Here is an 18,626-nt window from a genome sequence, read left to right on the forward strand (position 1 = left end):
AACGCCAGTAAACATGTGATGAACTTCTGTAATCGCCCATGTTTCTCGTTTCCTCTTACTTGTGGTGAATAAGAAGGTCTCTTTTAACATGGGCGTTATTCAGGCTATAGCTTTAAGGGACAATCACCACCGCCAGAGGCGGTGGTTTTGGGATGACAATAAAAAAGGAAGCCTAAGCTTCCTTTTTTAACGAAAATAATGGCTTACTTATATTTACGCATCACTAATGTTGCGTTAGTGCCACCAAAACCAAAGCTGTTGCTCATCACAGTGTTTAGCTCTGCATCGCGGTATTCACGCACGATTGGCATGTCTTTCGCGGCTTCATCTAAGTTATCGATGTTGATGCTTGGAGCAATAAAGCTGTTTTCCATCATGATCAAGCTGTAGATGGCTTCGTGTACACCCGCCGCGCCTAAGGCATGGCCAGTCATAGACTTAGTCGATGCAACTGGTGGGCACTTGTCTTTAAAGACTTCACGCAGAGCTTCTAACTCACGCACGTCACCAACTGGGGTAGAAGTACCGTGGGTGTTGATGTAATCAATTGGCGTGTCCACATCGGCCAGAGCCATTTGCATACAACGCACCGCACCTTCGCCAGACGGAGCAACCATGTCGTAACCGTCTGATGATGCGCCATAACCAATCACTTCAGCGTAAATCTTCGCGCCACGAGCCAGAGCGTGCTCTAACTCTTCAACGATTAAGATACCGCCACCGCCAGAGATCACGAAACCATCACGGTCCGCATCATAGGTACGAGAAGCTTTTTCTGGAGTCTCGTTGTATTTAGTCGACAGTGCGCCCATCGCATCGAAGCCCATAGTCAGGGTCCAATCCACTTCTTCTGAACCGCCCGCAAACACCATATCTTGCTTACCCATTTGGATAAGTTCAACGGCGTGACCGATACAGTGAGCACTGGTCGCACAAGCAGAACTGATTGAGTAGTTCATGCCTTTGATTTTGAAGGGGGTAGCCAAACACGCGCTGGCTGTGCTCGACATAATGCGCGGCACGATATAAGGACCGACGCGTTTTACGCCTTTTTCGCGCAGAATATCCGCCGCTTGAACTTGGTTAGAAGACGAAGCGCCGCCTGTGCCCACAATCAAACCTACACGAGGATTTGAATACTGCTCTTCAGTTAACTGAGCATCCTTAATGGCTTCTTGCATTGCAATGTAAGCATATGCCGCAGCATCGCCCATAAAACGCAGCGCTTTACGGTCAATCAGCTCAGAAGGATCTAATTTGATATTGCCCCATACATGACTGCGTAGTTGCATTTCTTCAAACTGAGCGGAATGTGTAATACCACTACGGCCCGCTTTAAGTGACTCAGTCACTTCTTGCTTGTTATTACCGATACTTGAAACAACACCCATTCCGGTGATCACGACTCTTTTCATTTTATTGCTATCCATTGTGTACATGTCAGTACCTACTTTTTGCTGAGCCAATAGTATCTGTTTTGCTTCAATTAAGTGGTCAGCTTTCCATAAAGGCGGGTAAAATAATGCCCAATATGAGACTGAGAGTATATTTCTTTGACTGCTAAGCCCCAAAAATCTTGCCAATTTAAGCGTGATTACCCGCAATTGATCAACCTTTATCCCCCATGCGCGTTGACTACTGCACAGTCTCTGGACAATTTAACTCGCCTTCGACTCTCCCGCTTAACGACGTCATCAGTTGAACTCGGTCAGGAACTGTGCGTCATGGGGCAATGGGGATTGGGCGATGGACTCGAGCTGCTCTCTCTACTACAACACTGGCAAACGCAGACTCAAAGCAACACACGGCTGTTAGTCAAAGTGTTTGAGCCCAATCCCATTAACGATTACGAACTTAAATTACTTTGGGATCAATCGCAAAGCTTAATTTCCACGCCTCATTTACAACCCATTGCCAATGCCTTACTTAAGGCAAAACCTGCGCGCATTATAGGGTGCCAGAGATTAATTTTTGATGACGGCCGCATCACGGTCGATTTGCATTTTGGCGACCTACACACTGCACTCAGTCAACTGCCCCACAGCGCTGCTCATCCCATTCAGCAATGGCTGGTTTTACCGCATTTGGCGGCGCAGTTTAATGGCAAGCAAGTCTGGCAAATGGCTCGTTTGAGTACCGATGATGCCCTGCTGATTGGGGTCAATTTGGCTGAAACCGTGCAACAGCTTGCCCACAGCAGTGGCTTTAGCACACTTAACGTCAGCCAAGATGCCTTGAATGGTGATGCAAGTGATGCGCTGCCAAGCCATATTATCACCGATGAGATTTTACTCCATGAGCGCAAACTGCTGCGCCAGCAAGCCGATACCGCGCAGGCATTTACCCCAAAACCTGCAGCGCTCGCCACAAAAGAGCACCCTGTTGCCATCGTCGGTGGCGGACTGGCATCAGCGAACCTAATGCTATCCCTTGCCGAACGAGGCCAAAGTAGCACATTGTTTTGTAAGGATAATGAGTTAGGTCAAGGCGCATCCGGCAATCGCCAAGGGGCGATTTACCCCTTACTCACGCCCGAAAATGATGAGCTGAGTCGTTTTTTCCAACAGGCATTTTTGTTCAGCCGCCGCCGTATCGAGGCGCTGAGCCATGCGTCGATGATGGAGACAGACGCCGCTCCTGCTGTTACCGCGATTTCCCATGACTTTTGTGGGGTACTGCAAACGGGTCATGATGAGCGCAGCCAACAACGGTTGAATAAAATCATCCAGAGTCAGGACTGGCCAGCGGAAATCGCCTACGCCGTGGATGCGAATGAAGCCAACGAGATTGCTCAAATAGGGATTGATAAGGCTGGATTTTTTTATCCCCTCGGGGGCTGGGTATGCCCATTTGAATACGCCAAAGCCGCGGTAGATAAGGCCTCGCAGCTTGCCAATGTGCAGTGCCATTTCAATACCGAGATCACCGAAATTGAGTGTGATGCAAAGGCTTGGTATCTCCACAATCAAGGCCAACGTTTTGGACCATTCCGCCAACTCGTGCTCGCCAATGGCGCGCAGCTCACCCAATTTTCGGCCAGTGAGCGGTTACAGATAAGTCCGTTTCGCGGCCAAGTGAGCCACGTCCCCGCCCAATTTAAGCTGAGCCAATTGGCGACAGTGTTATGCGCCAACGGTTACCTCACGCCAAGTCATCAAGGCTTGCATTGCCTCGGCGCCAGTTATGTCAAAGCGGCGGAGCACTTCGATTTTTGCCCGCAGGAGCAACGGGAAAACCTCGGAAAAATGCAAGAAAGCTACCCCAACCAAGCCTGGGTTGACGATATCGACATCAGCGGCAATAGCGCCCGTGTCGGCGTGCGGATGGTGACGCGGGATCATTTCCCCATGATGGGCTGTGCGCCCGATGTGGCTGAAATATTGGCGCGCTATGAACAGCATCAACTCAATCAGCTGCAGGCCGAACAAAGCAAGCATTATTGGCAAACGACCCCAGCTCCGATCCTCGATGGCCTTTATATCCTGGGTGGCTTAGGGTCGCGGGGATTAAGCTCTGGCCCCTTGGCAGCCGAATGTTTAGCGGCACAATTAACCGGTGAGCCGCTGCCACTGGATTGGCCAACCTTAAATAAACTCAACCCCAATCGGATGTGGCTACGCAAATTACTAAAGGGTAAAGCACTTTAGTAAAGAACGCTTTAATAAAGAGCGGCTTGAGTGAATACTGGTTAATCAAAACAAAGGCTTATCATTGATATGTTAATCAGGCTTTTATCTTAATCCCCCAATGATTGGCACCCAAAACAAAAAGGATTAAGCAGTGCTTAATCCTTTTTTGTATTTCGAATGGGCATTGATCGTTAACCCTAGAGCGAAGAACCCTGCTTAGTGGTTTTTACTCGGGTGCGATTATTGTTGTCGCGGCTTTGACGGATCAAGGCATCACCGTCAAACTCGGTTTGAGCTGATAGCTGCTCGCGATGGGCTTTCGCCAATCTATCGTAAAGCAGTACGTTCACCGAAGCCGCCAGATTCATGCACCCAACAGTTGGCACATACACTACTTCATCGGCTCTATCGATAATCTCTTGGCCAATGGTGCCATCCTCTGGGCCAAACACATAAAAGGCTTTCTCGGGATGCACAAACTCAGGTAAGGGTGTCGCCCCTAGGACTAAATCCACGCACACCAGCTTAGTGTCAGAGGGGAGCGCATCGAGTAAGGAGGCCACCCCAGTTAACGGAATGCGCTCGGCGGCGCTCTGCGTATCGGCGTTATATTGCTGCGGCCCACGGGCAGCATACTCATAGCGTTTGCCCGTGTAGAACACCGCATCGACACCATAACAACCCGAAGCGCGCATAATGCCGCCTACGTTCGTCGGAGTTTTCGGATTGACTAGACCGATATAAACCGCTTGCTGCGCCTCAGGTTTTGCCATGGACTCTACCGAAGTCGTCGTGGATGAACTCATCAATTACGCCGCTAAATGACTAACAATCTTGCCATGTAATTGTGTCCACGCCGCTTCCACTAATGCAAAATCGGCATCATTTAATTCTTGGCGCGCGAGGGCTAAACAGTCGGTCATTTTTTCGAGCAAGGCTGCTAGCGTGCTCTCGCCTTGGTCTTCGAGTTGCGATAACACCACCGCCACATGGCCTTGCAGATAGCCACAGGCAAATAAGGCGTCGTCATCACCATGACTCACTACAGACTCAATCCACTGTTCTAGTGCTTCTTCATACTGCTCTAACATCGGGTCAAACTCTCCAATAACGTATTTCGCCCAAATGGCCGCTGGCCCCTCGGTGCTATAAATCTGAATAGTCGGGGTTGGCCACCTGATACATTACATAATCATGGTAACCCGTCGTCACTTTGTAATAGCCACAAAGCTCACGATCTAATTGAGGGTCGCCACTATCCACAATTAAGGGGCGTCCTTCAAGTGCTTTTAGCTTAGTTTTTGTGGCGAGGATAATAATATTGTCCTTACCGAGGCGGCGGATCAGCTCTGGCGACAACTGCTGGTTGCCACGACCGAGAATATGCCCCTGCCCGCCAATCAAGGTAATAATAAGTTTTGCCGGCTTGTCTTGGGTAAAGTCGAGTAACTGCTTGGCGGTTAAATCACTCGCCACTAAGGCTTTATCTTGGATAAGATCAACCCCCAACAGGGTGTTATCGAGGCCAAGCTCTTCCATTACAAAGGCGACCGTGCTGCCCGAGCCCATAATGTACAGCTCGTCTTCCATCTGCTGGATAACATCGGCGGCAATGTCGGCGAGCACGAGCTCATCAACTTCTTTTCCGCCCATCTTCACCGCTTGCACATAACGCGGTTCTGCAGGCACTAATAGCTCACCAAACCGTTTGGCGCGCACCGTGCCTTGGCGAAAGGCCACTTCATCAATATCCATCACATCGGCGCTCATCAGGCTGACTAACTCACCCTCGAGCAGCATTTTCACCACCATGCCCGCAGCATGGGGTGTGATACCGTAAACGCCCGAATGGATTTTTACCCCAGCAGGAACACCAAGCACGGGTAATTTATCGTCGATAACGGCTTGTTCAAACACGCTATACACATCGCGCGCGGTGCCATCGCCCCCCGCAAACAGTAATAAATCTAACGGTTCATCAAGCAAGGTACGCACAACGGCTTGGGTGTCAACGGCTTGAGTTTTATCCGGAGTTTGATACACCACACGGGTATTAAAACCTAAGGCGTTGGCGGCATCCTCCCCCATCACACCTGAGGCGGTAATGATTTCGATATCATTGGCAAAAGGGGCAATCACTTCTAAGGCTTGCATCATACGCTTTATCGCCTTGGGCTCGGCACCTAAGGCGAGTGCCTGCTCGGCCACGCCATCGCTGCCTTTAAGACCCACACTACCACCTAAACCCGCCAGTGGATTGATGACTAAGCCTAAACGAAACCGGATCACCTTAACCTCTCTTGTTAATTATTTTAGTTTTTACAATGAGTTATTTTTCACAATAAAATATAAGCTTATGAAGCAACCGCTCGCGCCCTATCCTTAGGGATCAAAAATACCGCTAACATGGCAGCAAAGGCACAGGTCGCCGCAAATACCCAAGACCATACAGCACCGCTACCATCACCCCAGATATAACCGCAAATCCACGTTCCGAGTGCGCCGCCAACCCCAAAGCTTAAGCTGGCATACAAGGCTTGTCCTTGACTGCGATGACTGGCATCAAAATGACGGTGCACAAACTGAATCGAGGCCGCATGGGTCAAACCGAAGGTGAACGCATGTAGCACTTGGCTTAAGCCCAGCAATAACATGCTCTCAACGCCAAAGGCGACCAGCAACCAGCGCACGGCGGTCATAGCGATACTGACGACAAGCAAGGTATTGACGCCATAACGTCCAAGCAAGCGAGGCGCAAACATAAACATCACGATTTCGGCCATTGCCCCGAGGGCGACAAAAATCCCCGCGGCCGCTTCGGTGTATCCCGCCTGCTTAAGATAGAGCACAAAGAAACCGTAAAAAGGCCCAGCGCTCATCTGTAATAACATCGCCGACACCATGAACCACAGAATGGGCTTAGTCCAGTTGAGCGGCTGCCGCTCCTGCCCTTGAGGGCGGACGGCACGATTCGCAGGCAACGGCAAAGCGCTGACCAGCATCCCAGTAAACAAGGCTAAACCAATATAAGGCAACACCTCAGTACCCCATTGGCCGATGGCAAAACCGGCACCGACCACCAAGCAGATATAGCCAATGCTGCCAAAGCTGCGGATTTGCCCATAGCGGCTGGCATTTTCACCTAAGGTTTCGAGGGTGATCACCTCAAGCTGTGCCAAAATCGCGTTCCAAAAGAAGGTATACAGCGCAAGGCTCAGCGCCATATACACAAAGCCACCGTGGTAGAAGAAACTCAAATACGCCAGCATCGCGGCGCCAGCGCCCATCTTCACCAATTCGGAGCGCATGCCAGTGCGATCGGCCACCTTAGCCCACACATTGGGTGCCACGATACGGGTCGCCATTAAAATCGCCAGCAAAAAACCGATTTCTTGAGGGTTAAATCCACGGTTTTCGAAGAAGACCCCAAGATAAGGGATCATAGTGCCGAGAATTGAAAAGAAGAAAAAATAACAGGCACATAGCCAGCGTAACTGCTGGCTTGTGCTAGAGATTGTTGGCATTAACGCATTCCATTTATTACACAGCCGCTATGCATCTTTATTCCATGCAGACTGTCTCATTCATCGCACCTATCTCATGCCGAGAATCGGTGTATGACTGCGAACATCCTGATTTTGAGCTCTGTGTCTTAACAGATGATCCATCAACACAATCGCCAGCATAGCTTCGGCGATCGGTACCGCGCGGATCCCGACACAGGGATCGTGACGACCTTTAGTCACCACTTCCGCCATTTCCCCTTGGGCCGTCATGCTTTGGCCCGGCACACTGATACTCGAGGTCGGTTTTAATGCAATATGGGCGACAATGGGTTGGCCCGATGAAATGCCGCCAAGTATGCCACCGGCATGATTTGATTCAAAACCCAGTGGCGACATTAAATCGCGCCCTTCCGAGCCCTTTTGAGTCACAACGCCAAAGCCATCGCCAATTTCAACGCCTTTTACCGCGTTTATACCCATTAAGGCATGGGCGATGTCGGCATCTAGCCTATCGAACACGGGTTCGCCCAGTCCAACGGGAACGCCAGTCGCTACCACAGAGATTTTGGCCCCTATCGAATCACCGGATTTTTTCAGCTCACGCATATACTCATCTAGCGCCTCGAGCTTACTCGCATCGGGGAAGAAAAAGGCATTCTGCTCGATTTGACTAAAATCGAGGGTCTCGGCACTAATCGGCCCAAGTTGAGACATATAGCCTTGGATATTAATGCCATGCACTTGTTTTAAATACTTTTTCGCCACAGCACCCGCAGCGACCCGCATAGCGGTTTCGCGGGCCGATGAGCGGCCACCGCCACGGTAATCACGCAGGCCATACTTTTGCTGATAGGTGTAATCGGCGTGTCCTGGACGGAATAAATCTTTGATATTGGAGTAATCTTGGCTGCGCTGATCGGTGTTTTCGATCAGAAGTCCAATGGAGGTGCCTGTGGTTTTGCCTTCAAACACACCGGATAAGATCCGTACTTCATCAGGCTCACGGCGCGCGGTGGTATAACGGGATGTGCCAGGACGACGGCGGTCTAAATCATGCTGCAGATCGGCTTCGGTGAGTTCGAGCCCTGGTGGGCAACCATCAATAATACAACCGAGCGCCACACCGTGACTTTCACCAAAGGTAGTCACCACAAAATTTTGACCAATACTGTTTCCAGACATCCGCTTTTTACACCTTAAATGATTTGCTTATCGCTCCGCGCCCAGCAATGGCTGGACAATTCTTTTTCCCGCTGCAAGCCTAACTGGCAGCGGGAAAAGACTCAACCTAATTTATGTGCTTATTGTGATTATTGCGCGTCGCGATAAATAGCAAAAAGCGATTGATGTTCGACCAGTTGATCGCGAGTCAGCACAAACACACCGTCACCGCCGTGTTCAAAACTAACCCAAGTAAAAGGCACTTCAGGGAATTGCTCCATCAGATGCACCATAGAGTTACCCACCTCAACCACTAAAATCCCTGTTGGTGTCAGGTACTGGGCTGCATTCGCTAAAATACGTTTGGTTAAATCGAGGCCGTCACGACCCGAAGCTAAACCAATCGCAGGCTCATGGTGGTATTCATCTGGCATATCGCCGATATCTTCTTCATCCACATAGGGCGGATTAGAGACAATCAAATCATATTGTGGACCTTCAGGAATGGCTGAAAACAGATCCGATTGCATCGGGAAAACTCTGTCCATCACCCCTAAGGTTTCAACGTTGATTTGCGCCACATCGAGGGCATCTTCACTGATATCCAGCGCATCAACCTCGGCCTCATCAAATTCGTAGGCACAGGCAATCGCGATACAACCACTGCCAGTACATAAATCTAAAATACGATTAACGGGTTTGCCGTATAACCAGGGAGCAAAGCGATTGGCAATCATCTCTGCGATAGGTGAACGTGGTACCAATACGCGCTCATCCACATAGAACTCAAGCCCTGCAAAGCGCGCTTTATTGGTTAAATAAGGCACTGGCAAACGTTCACGTACGCGGCGAATGATCAGCTCGACGATTTTGTGTTTTTCGCTGCTGGTTAAGTTACTTAAAATCACCTGTTGGCCGATTTCTTCGGGCAAGTGCAGCGCATGAAACACTAAGGCGATGGCCTCATCCCACGCGTTATCTGTCCCGTGGCCATAGTACACATTGGCATCATTAAAGCGGCTCACCGCCCAACGCAACATGTCACCAATGGTGCGTAACTCTGTCACAGCTTCATCTACAAAGATCTTATCCAAAACGCTCTCCCGCTTGTTTGTTCGCAAACATTGTAACTGAACTCTATTCAGAAACCATAGGATTCAATAGAATACCCACCATGAATAAAGACGATGATAAAGAAGGCATGGCGATGTTTTCGGCGCTGATCGAGGGGATAAAACCTATCGCCCAAGATAAGCGGCATTTTCGCACGCCCCTAAAAACCAAACAGGAAATTGAACTGAAAGAGCAGCAACTGCATGCTAACAGTTATTTCTCAGATACTTATCAACCTCTGCTGCCCGTTCAGGGGCCAATGCGTTGGCTCGATGAGGGGGTCGATAGTCTCGAGCTTAAACGCTTAAGACGCGGCGATTACCAACCGGATTTATTGCTGGACTTACACGGTTACCGCCAATCCGAGGCTAAACTCGAACTCGCGGCGCTCATTCAAGCTTGCGTAAAACAGCAAAGCCAATGTTGTTGTGTGATGCACGGTTACGGCACTGGCATACTAAAACAGCAGGTGCCTATGTGGTTGGTGCAACATCCGATGGTAAAAGCGTTTCATCAGGCCCCTAAAGAATGGGGTGGCGATGCGGCGCTGCTGGTACTTATCGATATTGGCGATCAACCACATCGACGTTAACGGACGTATTTATCCTCTAAAAACAAAGGGCCCACTAATGTGAGCCCTTTGTTTTATCGAATGAATTAACTAATGCTGTGGGGCGCATGTTGCCAAACAATGCTGGCCTGCTCGGCATGTTTATCTATCAGAGTAATTCCTGAGGTGGCAAACAAGGGCGGCTCAACACCCGCGACTAGCTCGCTAACCAAATAGCCTAAGAGCGGCATATGGGAAATCACCAGCACTTTATCGGCCTTATACAATTCGGCATAGGCAACAATTAAAGCGGCCACATTAGCGGGATCGCCTGACGGCACTAAATCATCCACGACCAGCCATTTGCGAGGCTCGGGGAAATGTTGACTCAATTCCTGCCAGGTTTGCTGCGCACGTAAATAAGGGCTGACCAAAACAAGATCAAAATCGCTGACACTTCGGGCTAACCAGTTACTCATTAAGACAGTATGGTGTCTTCCTAAATCGGTAAGCGTTCTGTCCCTATCCGACTGAGCATTAAATCCAGCGTCACCATGTCGCATCAAAAATAGCTGCATACTTCTCTCGCTACCCACACTTGTTTTTGTTTTATCCCAATTGTAGCCCTAAAATGGATTTCAACAAACCTTGTAAGGGTTAATCTTTAGTCGATAAACACAAGAGATATTTGCCAAAAACCATTAAGACTATCAATATATAACAAGCCATCGTTACCGGAGTGTCTCTTTGCAAGCCTCTCAGTCTATTTACAAAAGTCCAAACGATCATCGTCAGTACCGTTATCTCGTGTTAGATAATGCCCTGCGGGTATTATTGGTCGAAGATTTGGACGCCAGCCAAGCCGCCGCTTCCATGGCGGTGGCCGTAGGACATTTTGATGATCCTGTGGATAGACCCGGTATGGCACATTTTTTAGAGCACATGCTCTTTTTAGGCACTGAAAAATTCCCTGACTCCGGTGAGTATCATGCCTTTATCAATCAGCACGGTGGCAGTAATAATGCGTGGACCGGCACAGAGCACACCAATTTCTTTTTTACCATCAACGCCGACGTATTTGCCGACTCCCTAGACAGATTTAGCCAATTCTTTATCGCCCCCAAGTTTGACCTCGACCTGGTCGATAGGGAGCGCCAAGCGATTGAATCTGAATTTAGTTTAAAGCTGAAGGACGATATCCGCCGCACCTATCAAGTGCTTAAAGAAACCGTCAATCAACAGCATCCGTTTTCGAAATTTTCTGTCGGCAATTTAGTCACCCTTGGCGGAGAGCAGGCGCAGGTCAGAAGCGAGCTATTGGCGTTTTATCAAAGCCATTACAGTGCCAATTTAATGACGCTCTGTTTAGTCGCCCCGATGCCGTTAGATGAGCTTCAGGCGCTTGCGGCCCAATATTTCAGTGCGGTCCGCAACTTAAACTTAGTCAAACAGTATCCTGATGTGCCGCTGTTTTCAGAAAATGAACTGCTTAAGCAAATCAATATTGTCCCCTTAAAGGAACAAAAGCGTTTAAGTATCAGTTTTAACTTCCCTGGCATCGACCACTACTACAAACGTAAGCCGCTGACTTACATTAGCCATATCCTCGGCAATGAGAGTAAGGGTAGCCTGCTGTCGTATCTTAAAGAACAGGGGTTAGTGAATAATCTCTCCGCGGGCGGCGGAGTCAATGGCTATAACTTCAAGGACTACAGCATAGGTCTGCAACTGACCGACAAAGGCGTGGCCAATATTGACGATATTGTGTGCAGCTGCTTTGAGTATATCGAGCTGATAAAAAACCAAGGCCTTGAGGATTGGCGCTATTTAGAACGAGCCAATCTGCTCAAGATGGCATTTCGCTATCAGGAGCAGGTGAAATCCCTCGATTTAGCCAGCCACTTAAGCATCAACATGCACCACTACGAAGTGGAAGACTTAGTCTTTGGTGACTATCGCATGGATGGCTTAGATATTAACGAAACCCTTGAGCTATTGAACTTAATGACGCCGCAAAATATGCGCTTACAACTCATAGCACAGTCCGTTAAGACCGACCGTAAAGCCAATTGGTACCATACACCGTATCAAGTCTTACCGATAAAACCCGAATCCCTTGCCCGTTGGCAAGTGACACAAATTCGCCCTGAGTTGCAATTGCCCGCAGCCAATCCCTTTATCGTGGCCGACTCCATCGCTCGCCCCGATAAAAGTGAAGTCGCCGTGCCTGTGATTGTTGCAGAATCAACGGGATACCGGATTTGGCATAAAAAAGACGATGAGTTTAATGTCCCGAAAGGCCATATGTATCTATCCCTCGATTCGGAGCAGGCGAGTAAAACCCCAAAACATGCTGCCCTCACCCGCTTATACGTTGAGATGCTGCTCGATTACTTGACTGAGCCCACTTACCAAGCGGAAGTCGCTGGACTTAGTTATAACATTTACCCTCATCAGGGGGGGATCACACTGCATCTATCTGGCTTTACGGGTAATCAAGAAACGCTGTTAGCCCTGCTGATCCAAAAGGCGAGAGAACGTAATTTTACCGAAGAACGGTTTGCGTTAATTAAATCTCAGCTGCTGCGTAGCTGGCAAAACCTAGCGCAAGCCAAACCGATTTCACAGCTATTTACGAGCCTGACGGCAACACTGCAAAAACGCAGTTACGAGCCAGCTCGAATGGCGCAGATGCTGGAAAATATCACCTTAAATGATCTGCATAACCATGTACGCGCCTTTTACGAGAAGATTTACCTCGAAGGGCTGATTTACGGCGATTGGCTTGTATCAGAGGCGCAAGCCTTAGGAAAACGACTGGAACATATCTTGTCCCTAGTCTCTAGCCCAAGCGCAGAGTCGACCCGCGAATTAATCAACTTAACCGGGCAAGGCACTCTCCTTCGGGAATTGGCGATAGACCATCAAGACAGTGCGATTATTGTTTATTATCAATCAGCTATAGCAACACCTGAAAAAATGGCGCTGTTTAGCTTGCTCAACCACACTATGTCTTCGACCTTCTTCCATGAGTTACGTACCGAAAAACAATTGGGCTACATGGTCGGCACAGGCTATCTGCCACTCAATCGCCATCCGGGACTCATTTTCTATATTCAATCCCCGACAACGGGACCGCTGCATTTATTAGAGGCTATCGATGAATTTATCGCGGACTTTAATTATGCCGTCATGCAAATTACCAATGAAGAATGGGAAAGCACCAAACAGGGACTCATCAATCAAGTGATGGAGCACGATGCTAACCTAAAAACCCGTGGCCAGCGTTATTGGGTGAGCGTAGGCAATCGTGATTATCAGTTTAATCAGCGTGAATTAGTGGTCGCAGAAATCAACAAACTCACTCGCCCCGATCTTATTAAGTTTATGATGCGAAAAATGCGCACTAAGCATAGCGATAGACTGGTGCTTTTTAGCACTGGTTCTGCCCATGCGGCGCAGTCAGCGCTCAAATCAGAGAATATGATTACCGATCTTAAACTCTTTAAACAAAACACTGAAAAGTTCAATTTTTAGGCTGTAATCTTAAATCAGATCATGAATTGAAAATTTGAACTAAACAAACAAAAGCACTGTGTTACGGGTTTTACCTAGTCGTATCTCTTGTCTTTGTATAAAAATTTGATGCAAAACGCGGCCAATCCTCTTGGTAGATGAAAAAGGATGCAAAATCCAACGCCATCTATCTGCAATCAAAAGGATTTTTTACATTCTCACTTTTGACAAAAGCAAGTATTTCTGGAAAAGTGATGTAACACAATTGTTTCATGGCATCCTCGGACAATACTAAGAACAACACTATGCCAAAAGCACTATTACAAATAATCCTACTTAGTTGCTTATTTTTAAGCACGTTGATTTCATCTTTCTCTGCTTCAGCATTTTCGAGTGAACCCTCTCCCATAGTGGTTTTACAGTCACAGTCATTTGGTGTCGAACAAGGTCTTTCACAAGGTACTGTAACTTCAATAGTACAAGATAACGATGGCTATCTCTGGATAGGTACGCTTAACGGACTTAACCGGTTTGATGGAAGAAATTTCAAACATTTTTATGCAAATGGAACAAACTCGGGGTTGCCAAGTTCATTTATTAGAAGTTTACAATTAGATAAGAATGGTGATCTTTACGTTGGTACTGATAATGGCTTAGCAATATATGATAAAAGTAAAGACTCCTTCATAAAATACGGCCCTCCACTTGAAAACAAACCTATTTGGAGCATAAATTTATCAATAAATAGCATCATTATTGGCACTGACAACTCAATAATAGAAATAACTGAAAAAAATAACTTTAATACATTAGCACCAAAAGGAGTAGGAGAAATAAAGAAGTCCATAAAAATAGGTGATACTTACTTATTTAAGGACTACTCAGGAAAACTGTATGAATTAAAGAACGGGAACTTAGTTCTCATTAAAGAAAATATTATAGATATTGAACAAAAAGATACCAACACGCTCATACTATCTTCAAAGAATGGTCTTTTTGAATACGATGGTAACCTTGTAAAAAAAATAGATGACCGTGCATTTTCACAATTAGCCAAAAACAATGAGCTTATATATGGAATTTCCGAAAACAGTATCGTTAACATTCTTACAAGAAAAATAATAGGGTCAATATCTGAATACTCTCAAGACAAAGCAACTTACTTTTATGTGAATAAAAATTACTTTTCGATCGGTAGTGTTGACCAAGGATTTTCAATTATAAAAAGTCAAAGTAACTTAGTGAAACACACTACACTCGCTAACAACAGCACTTGGCATATAACTAAAAACAAAAGCGGCTTCCTTGTATCATCAGATTCAGAATATATCTCTCTTTTCAACAATAACTTTCAAAAAACAGTTGATTTCAACACTCATACAAAGGGATACAAATATGCGGTAATGAACGAAGGAAAACTTTTTTACGGAACTAGCTCTGGCTTATTCGCTTTAGAAAACGAATCAGCGACTATGCTGAGTCAAGAAACTATTTCATCATTATCTAGTAATGATGATGGCTCAATCTTATCTGCTGGGACTCCAGATGGGAAAGTATTAATAATTAAAGATTCTAGTATAATAAATACCTTTGACACAAAAAGAGGGGAGCCGATTTTCGATATTGAAATAATATCTGAAAACCTGTTTTACGTGGCAAGTCAAGGTGGTTTAAGAAAATATGAGAATGGAAACGAAACTCTTATCAGTGAACAATTAACTTACAGCATTGAAAAAGATAATAACAATATATTATTTGGAACTTCGACGGCCTTAATGCGTTATAACACATTAACGGGTGCAACAGAAAAAATATTATCTAACAATAAAGAAATATATTCAATTGTTAGTAACACAGACTTCATTACGGTATCGTCGTTAGGCGAAGTTATTGTTTACAATAAGAAAAACCACGCTTCATATACATTAAATACATCAAATGGAAGTCAATATGAATATAACTCTCCTAGCGCTATAAGAGTTAACGAATTTGTTCTACTGGCAGGAATAGATGGGGTAAGTATTGTTTCTCCAGAAGAAGTTAATGAATACATAAAAAACCAAAAAGTCAGCAAAACTGAGATAACTAACTTTTCGGTCTTCAATATTGTACAAGAAAAAAATGGCAAATACTTAAGCCAACCAATTGATGTTACTAATGAAATAAAACTAAAATATTCTGAATATCCATTCTCTTTCGATTTCATATCTCCAATGTCAGATGAATTTGCTACAAGCTATTACTATAGAATGCAAGGGCTTTCTGATACTTGGATTTATTCTAATGGAACTAACTCTGCCACTTACACGAACTTATCACCAGGGAAATACATTTTTCAAGTTTATGCTATTAATAAACTTTCAGGAGATAAATCCCCTGAAAAAGAAGTGAATATTATAATAACTCCACCTTGGTGGTCATCAACTCAAGCCAAAGTATTTTATTTCATTATTTTAATGCTTTTCTCCCTCTTTATCTTCAAAGCAATCCTACGTAAACGAGAAATCCAACGCCAAATTGCATTAAGCGAAGAACGACTAAAGCTTTCTTTATGGGGAAGTGGCGATGAAATGTGGGACTGGGATATTGAGACCGGCAATATTTTCCGTTCGAATATTTGGGGGGCATTGGAATTTCCGAGGGATGGTCACCGTTCTGGCAACACTGATGAAGAAAGTAATATTCATCCCATGGATCAAGAACGTGTAAGAGAAGCGCTTAACAAACACTTCTACGGTGAAACAGATCATTTTGAAGCAGCATATAGAGTTAAAGGCAAAGATGATAGTTGGATCTGGATCCTAGACCGAGCGAAAATCGTAGAAAGAGACGATAAAGACAATGCGCTACGGATGACGGGTACAATTAAAAACATCAGCCAGTTCAAACAAAAGGAAGAACAATTAAAACTGTTCGAAAAAGCCATTGAAAATATTTCCGAAGGTATGTTTATTCTCGACAGTGAATATCGATTTGTTGAGGTGAACGAAGCGTGCTGTAGAATTTCTCAGCGTAATCGAACTGATTTTATTGGTAATCTGCTTACCTTCGATTTGTATCCGGAGTCCTTTACTAATCAAATTCGTACCATGTTAAAACAACAAGGTCGTTGGGCCAGCGAAGTTGAAGCTAGCCGTGGTGACAAGAGCCATTTCCATATGGAACTCACAATTGACGCCATTTACGATGAATTAGGTGAGTTATCGCATTACGTTGGAGTATTTTCTGATATATCAAGACGTAAACAGCAAGAAGAAGAGCTTCGTAAACTCACCAACAATGACCTATTAACGGGTCTGCCTAATCGATCAAACTTGCAAGTCACGTTAGGGAACTTAGTTAATAAAGAAATTACCCATGCCTTAATGGTACTCGACCTCGACAATTTTAAGCGTATCAATGACTCATTAGGCCATCAAATTGGTGATCAGTTACTCAAACTCGTGTCCGTCAGAATTAAGTCTGTTGTACCTAAAAACACCAGCATCTATCGCCTCGGTGGCGATGAGTTTGCGATTGTACTCGATAAAACATCTGACATTAGCGCCTGTGCTGCGATTGCAGGACGTGTCATTGAAGCCTTTAAAACCATGTTTGAAATCGGCCATGAGCAGCTGGTTTTGGGCGTGAGTATTGGTATTGTTTTCTACCCTGAAGATGAACAGAGTGAGCAAGCACTACTGAGAAAAGCGGATATTGCCATGTATCATGCTAAATCTGCCGGCGGTAATTGTTACCAATTCTACTCAGAATCCCTTAACCAACATGCGATTAAACAATTAGAAATTGAAAACCTAATTCGTGAAGGATTAAAAGAAGATTTATTTGAGGTGTATTATCAACCCAAAGTCGATCTTAAAAGTGGTCACGTCGCGGGAATGGAGGCCTTAGTCCGTTTAAATCATCCCACCCGGGGACTGGTCCCACCAAATGATTTTATTCCCCTTGCAGAAGAAAATGGTCTCATTATCGAAATCGGTGAAATTGTGCTTAGGAAAGCCTGTTTTGCTGCGCAGAAATGGCGTGAACAAGGGCTCTTTAAAGGAAGAGTCGCCGTCAATTTATCATCGCGTCAGTTTGCCCTACCTGATCTACAGCAAAGAATAGAATCTATTTTGCGCTTGACACAATTACCAGCCTCCCACTTGGAACTTGAAATCACCGAGGGGACCGTTATCAAGCAGCCAGAGATGGCCATAACCGTTATGCAGCAATTAGCGAAGATGGGGGTTAGTCTAGCGTTAGATGACTTCGGTACGGGTTATTCCTCACTGTCTTACTTAAAACGGTTCCCAATTCATACGCTAAAAATCGATAAAGCCTTTGTCGATGATATAGATAAATCAGACCGAGATTTGAAGATGGTCGATTCGATCATTACCATCGCTCACAATATGGGTCTGTCGGTTGTCGGTGAAGGTGTTGAGCAAGCCGCGCAGCTAAATATCCTACGAGCCCTTAATTGCGAAGAAATACAAGGTTATATCTTTAGCAAAGCGATAAATGAAACCGAATTTACTCAGTTGCTGCAAGATGATCGGAGTAAATTCATGCCCCACCACAACATTATCTGATCATTACATTATCTCTCAACCGGTAGTTTGAAACATTGGCACAACATCTGCATTGAGGTGTTCAGTGTCAAAAAATAAAACATTATCAACTACCCTGAGAGATAAAATGATGAAAGGAATTCTAACTGCTGCAGCATTACTGTCTACTATCGGCTTTGTAACAACCACATCAGCCATTGAAACAACTGTAGAGAATAGCCTCTCTCAAACTGTTGTATCATCTGAAGCAACTAAAGAAGTTAATCAAGAAGTTGCTGGCCATCCATATGTGAAATTCAAACCTCTTGAAGTCGCTGGCCATCCATATGTGAAGTTCAAACCTCTTGAAGTCGCTGGCCATCCATATGTGAAGTTCAAGCCACTGGAAGTCGCTGGCCATCCATATGTGAAGTTCAAGCCACTGGAAGTCGCTGGCCATCCATATGTGAAATTCAAGCCATTAGAAGTCGCTGGCCATCCATATGTAAAATTCAAGCCATTAGAAGTCGCTGGCCATCCATATGTGAAATTCAAGCCATTAGAAGTCGCTGGCCATCCATATGTGAAATTCAAGCCATTAGAAGTCGCTGGCCATCCA

At 45.8% G+C, this 18,626-nt stretch carries 13 protein-coding genes; 5 read left to right on the forward strand and 8 right to left on the reverse strand.

What is annotated here, in order from left to right; translation table 11 throughout:
* Window positions 1-203 precede the first annotated feature (203 nt).
* Window positions 204-1,415, reverse strand: coding sequence for a beta-ketoacyl-ACP synthase I (fabB, locus tag L2713_RS20155; RefSeq protein WP_167373641.1), 1,212 nt, complete (start codon window positions 1,413-1,415; stop codon window positions 204-206).
* Window positions 1,416-1,553: 138 nt separating this feature from the next.
* Here fabB and mnmC1 point away from each other — a divergent pair, with 138 nt between their 5' ends.
* Window positions 1,554-3,647 carry an FAD-dependent 5-carboxymethylaminomethyl-2-thiouridine(34) oxidoreductase MnmC1 gene (gene mnmC1, locus L2713_RS20160; protein WP_248969077.1) on the forward strand — a complete coding sequence of 698 codons (2,094 nt, stop codon included), beginning with the start codon at window positions 1,554-1,556 and terminating at the stop codon, window positions 3,645-3,647.
* A gap of 179 nt (window positions 3,648-3,826) precedes the next feature.
* Here mnmC1 and L2713_RS20165 read toward each other — a convergent pair whose 3' ends face one another.
* From L2713_RS20165 to prmB, 6 genes are all read right to left on the reverse strand, one after another.
* Entirely contained in the window at window positions 3,827-4,435 is a 609-nt protein-coding gene (locus L2713_RS20165; RefSeq protein WP_248969078.1) for an RNA methyltransferase, read from the reverse strand.
* Window positions 4,436-4,438: 3 nt separating this feature from the next.
* Entirely contained in the window at window positions 4,439-4,720 is a 282-nt protein-coding gene (locus tag L2713_RS20170) for a YfcL family protein (protein WP_248969079.1), read from the reverse strand.
* Window positions 4,721-4,775: 55 nt separating this feature from the next.
* On the reverse strand, window positions 4,776-5,918 hold the full coding sequence (locus tag L2713_RS20175) for an ATP-NAD kinase family protein (RefSeq protein WP_248969080.1): 1,143 nt from the start codon (window positions 5,916-5,918) through the stop codon (window positions 4,776-4,778).
* A gap of 65 nt (window positions 5,919-5,983) precedes the next feature.
* On the reverse strand, window positions 5,984-7,153 hold the full coding sequence (locus L2713_RS20180) for an MFS transporter (RefSeq protein WP_248969081.1): 1,170 nt from the start codon (window positions 7,151-7,153) through the stop codon (window positions 5,984-5,986).
* Window positions 7,154-7,222: 69 nt separating this feature from the next.
* Window positions 7,223-8,317: a chorismate synthase gene (gene aroC, locus L2713_RS20185; RefSeq protein WP_248969082.1), complete on the reverse strand. Its 1,095-nt coding sequence runs from the start codon at window positions 8,315-8,317 to the stop codon at window positions 7,223-7,225.
* A 128-nt stretch (window positions 8,318-8,445) separates the two neighbouring features.
* Window positions 8,446-9,390: a 50S ribosomal protein L3 N(5)-glutamine methyltransferase gene (gene prmB / locus L2713_RS20190; RefSeq protein ID WP_011622198.1), complete on the reverse strand. Its 945-nt coding sequence runs from the start codon at window positions 9,388-9,390 to the stop codon at window positions 8,446-8,448.
* Between the two features lie 80 nt (window positions 9,391-9,470).
* Between prmB and smrB the strand changes: the two genes are divergently transcribed.
* Window positions 9,471-10,001 (forward strand): endonuclease SmrB, encoded by a 531-nt coding sequence (smrB, locus tag L2713_RS20195; protein ID WP_011622197.1) that lies wholly within the window; start codon window positions 9,471-9,473, stop codon window positions 9,999-10,001.
* Window positions 10,002-10,066: 65 nt separating this feature from the next.
* On the opposite strand, the gene sixA is transcribed toward smrB, so the two are convergent.
* The gene (gene sixA, locus L2713_RS20200) at window positions 10,067-10,537 is read right to left on the reverse strand and encodes a phosphohistidine phosphatase SixA (protein ID WP_011622196.1); all 471 of its coding nucleotides are present in this window, start codon (window positions 10,535-10,537) and stop codon (window positions 10,067-10,069) included.
* A 169-nt stretch (window positions 10,538-10,706) separates the two neighbouring features.
* Here sixA and L2713_RS20205 point away from each other — a divergent pair, with 169 nt between their 5' ends.
* The 3 genes from L2713_RS20205 to L2713_RS20215 all read left to right on the forward strand — a co-directional run.
* Window positions 10,707-13,496: an insulinase family protein gene (locus tag L2713_RS20205; RefSeq protein WP_248969083.1), complete on the forward strand. Its 2,790-nt coding sequence runs from the start codon at window positions 10,707-10,709 to the stop codon at window positions 13,494-13,496.
* 284 nt (window positions 13,497-13,780) lie between these two features.
* A complete protein-coding gene (locus L2713_RS20210) occupies window positions 13,781-18,049 on the forward strand; it encodes an EAL domain-containing protein (protein WP_248969084.1) in 4,269 nt (1,422 codons plus the stop codon).
* A 106-nt stretch (window positions 18,050-18,155) separates the two neighbouring features.
* Window positions 18,156-18,626 (forward strand): hypothetical protein (locus L2713_RS20215; RefSeq protein ID WP_248969085.1); only part of this gene is annotated, 471 nt, incomplete at its 3' end.

This window comes from Shewanella seohaensis (assembly GCF_023283775.1).
Taxonomy (GTDB): domain Bacteria; phylum Pseudomonadota; class Gammaproteobacteria; order Enterobacterales; family Shewanellaceae; genus Shewanella; species Shewanella seohaensis.

Coding starts and splice junctions, on each gene's coding strand:
- fabB (WP_167373641.1), bottom strand. CDS start 1,415: ATGAAAAGAGTCGTGATCACCGGAATGGGTGTTGTTTCAAGTATCGGT.
- L2713_RS20165 (WP_248969078.1), bottom strand. CDS start 4,435: ATGAGTTCATCCACGACGACTTCGGTAGAGTCCATGGCAAAACCTGAG.
- L2713_RS20170 (WP_248969079.1), bottom strand. CDS start 4,720: ATGTTAGAGCAGTATGAAGAAGCACTAGAACAGTGGATTGAGTCTGTA.
- L2713_RS20180 (WP_248969081.1), bottom strand. CDS start 7,153: ATGCCAACAATCTCTAGCACAAGCCAGCAGTTACGCTGGCTATGTGCC.
- aroC (WP_248969082.1), bottom strand. CDS start 8,317: ATGTCTGGAAACAGTATTGGTCAAAATTTTGTGGTGACTACCTTTGGT.
- smrB (WP_011622197.1), top strand. CDS start 9,471: ATGAATAAAGACGATGATAAAGAAGGCATGGCGATGTTTTCGGCGCTG.
- sixA (WP_011622196.1), bottom strand. CDS start 10,537: ATGCAGCTATTTTTGATGCGACATGGTGACGCTGGATTTAATGCTCAG.
- L2713_RS20210 (WP_248969084.1), top strand. CDS start 13,781: ATGCCAAAAGCACTATTACAAATAATCCTACTTAGTTGCTTATTTTTA.